Origin of the sequence: [Chlorobium] sp. 445, assembly GCA_002763895.1 — a bacterium.
Classification (GTDB): Bacteria; Bacteroidota; Chlorobiia; order Chlorobiales; family Thermochlorobacteraceae; genus Thermochlorobacter.
Map to the genome: position 1 here is coordinate 1 of NSLH01000062.1, position 2467 is coordinate 2467.

At 45.6% G+C, this 2467-nt stretch carries 3 protein-coding genes and 1 pseudogene; 1 reads left to right on the plus strand and 3 read right to left on the minus strand.

The features are described from left to right. Positions 1-62: 62 nt before the first annotated feature. A pseudogene (locus CMR00_12615) lies at positions 63-326 on the plus strand (hypothetical protein). A 10-nt stretch (positions 327-336) separates the two neighbouring features. Here the strand turns inward: CMR00_12615 and CMR00_12620 are convergent. The 3 genes from CMR00_12620 to CMR00_12630 form a co-directional block, all read right to left on the minus strand. Further along, entirely contained in the window at positions 337-1281 is a 945-nt protein-coding gene (locus CMR00_12620) for a hypothetical protein (protein PIO47022.1), read from the minus strand. Between the two features lie 82 nt (positions 1282-1363). Further along, positions 1364-1723, minus strand: a complete 360-nt coding sequence (locus CMR00_12625) for a hypothetical protein (GenBank protein PIO47023.1) — start codon at positions 1721-1723, stop codon at positions 1364-1366. Positions 1724-1770: 47 nt separating this feature from the next. Further along, complete coding sequence (locus CMR00_12630; protein PIO47024.1) at positions 1771-2394, minus strand: hypothetical protein; 624 nt, start codon at positions 2392-2394, stop codon at positions 1771-1773. Between the last annotated feature and the right edge of the window lie 73 nt (positions 2395-2467).

Sequence of the window (2467 nt, forward strand, 5' to 3'; positions counted from 1 at the left end):
GAACAATCTAAATTGGATAAAAACTTTTTTGGCTGAGCATCAAGAACAGCGATGTATGGCTGATGAAGCCTGAAAAGAGCGGACAAAACCGCACGCATGTTGCACCCTTCCCGAAAGAATTGCCGTATCGGTTGATTCGGGCGTTTAGTTATGTTGGCGAGACGGTCTTAGACCCATTTTTGGGGTCAGGCACGACGTGCGTTGTAGCGGCGGAGTTAGGGCGCAACGGCATTGGCTACGAACTCAATCCTGAAATTGCCAAAGACGCCGTGAGCGCCTTGAAGAGCGTTCACCCTCAGATTTTCTTGTCAGTATCACGAGAGTAAGGCCACATCCTTATTTAATCTCGGCAAGATCTGCAATACTGAGATCATCATTGATGATAGCAATGCCCACTGCATCTGGACCAAGGTATCTAGCCAGCATCGGATTCATATCGGACTGTAGGGAGCCGAGTCCCATTCCAGCAAGTGTGTTACGCACCTCAGTGATTGGTGCAAGTTCCCCCAGCCGGGCTGCATTACCGCTGAAGACGAAGCCTACTTTTTCGTAAGAGCGTTTTTCTTGAAGTTGTTCGAGTATTCGTTTGGAAGCTCGTTCAACCGCTGGTTCATAGCCCTTGACTTTTTCGAGCAACTTGAACTGTCCTTTGTTGATGAGCACAACGGGTTTGGCATCAGTGAAGGTTGCGACACTAGCTTCAAGAATAGATATTTTCGTGATGTCTTTTGCCACGCGCAAGTAGGCTGGTTCTTTAGGCACAGCAAAGAAAAAGATCTGCTCGGCTAATTTTTCCAATGCATTTGCAAGACGCAAAAACGAGACTTGGCGTGAGATGAGTTCAGCAGCACGCAGCACCATCAATCCGACACCAATTGAAGTCGATTGTGCATCAATGACACGAATTTGAAATGCCGTGCCGATGTTTTTTTGCAAGCGCATCTTCTTCATGCTATCCATTCCTGCTTTAACTGCTTCGCGTGCATTTTTTACAGTGTGGCTCAACCGACTAGACTCATGAATGGAGAGAATCATATCGGCATCCAGACACATTTTCTTGTAGGTTTGCACAAACTCATCGACCGTTGGCGATTCAAAAATTGCTTGCTCTTTGCCCTCGAGCAACTGCTTATAGTATTCGCTGCGGTCAAAATCGTATCGGTTGTCATAGCTCACTTTCCCTTGCACGACAGCGCGGAGCGGCACTTCACGAATGTTGTATTGGAAAAGAATGTCTTGTGGTAAATCGCATGTGGAATCTGTAACAATTGCAATTTTCATAGCAATGTTTTTTGTTTTTTATCTTTTTGCTCTGTGCAGATCTCATGGTGAGCGCCAGAGTAATGAATGAATGTATAGGTGGCTATACATTCAAAAGTTTTTTTATCGTGCTGCGTAGTTCTGCTGCATCAATTGGCTTTGGAATAAACGCGGCAGCACCCACGCTCAAGATATTCTCAATTAGCTTTGCATCACGCATTGAGCTCATGACCACAATAGGCGGCAGCATAGGTTTTCCAGCCACAGCCCACATAAAATCTCCGCCTGTACCTTCTGGCATCATGATGTCAAGCAAGATCAGGTCGTAATGCTGTCGTTGCAATTCACTGAGCGCCTCATTGCCGTTATAGACGTGATGAATGCTAAGATTGTATTCTTTCAGCGCTACATCGATAAACAAATGAAAGTCTTCTTCATCGTCGGCGACAAGAATCTTGTGCATTGGTAGGGCTCCGGATGTTCAAGGCAAGCCGATAGCTTAGCACAGACCTACAGCTGTGAGTTATTGTCTGTCATCACGCTACCTGCCACGAAGTTGACATTAAGAAACTTTGAGCTCTTGGCTGCTTCTAAGGCTTCTAATCCTGTTAGCCCTGCAAACTGAATTTGTTTTAACTTGCCTTCTTCGTAGTACATCACCCCCGTGCTCTTGCCATCATCTAAGAGTAACTTGCCTGTAGATTTCATCATCGTTATCTCTCCCATGTAGCTTGAGAGCGGTCTCTGCACAATTGGGTTACCCGATTCATCAAGATGCAAGATGCCATAGACGGTTTTGCGAATACGTGCAGGCTCGGCAGGCTTGATGATGTAGTCGGCAACGCCTGCACTTAGGCACTTTACGATGAGGCTGGTATCTGACATTGAACTCAGTACCACTACTGGCGGAATCTTGAACTTCGACTGGAAGAGCGCTTTAATCAGATCGACCCCATTCATCTCTGGCATTGACAGGTCAGTGAGAATCAAGTCATAGTCCATTGTCTCAAATTCCTTGAGCGCATCTTTGCCGTTATAGACCGATTTGATGTTCAACCACGACGTTTGCAGCACCGACTGAACATAGTAGTGAATATCGCGGTCGTCATCAGCAAGCAGCATTTTTCTAATCATGCCAATGATAGGCTTATGTTGTGAGAAGCATCTGTTGTATTGGCAAAATATACAACAAAATCCTTTTTATGTT

Coding starts and splice junctions, on each gene's coding strand:
- CMR00_12620 (PIO47022.1), bottom strand. CDS start 1,281: ATGAAAATTGCAATTGTTACAGATTCCACATGCGATTTACCACAAGAC.
- CMR00_12625 (PIO47023.1), bottom strand. CDS start 1,723: ATGCACAAGATTCTTGTCGCCGACGATGAAGAAGACTTTCATTTGTTT.
- CMR00_12630 (PIO47024.1), bottom strand. CDS start 2,394: ATGATTAGAAAAATGCTGCTTGCTGATGACGACCGCGATATTCACTAC.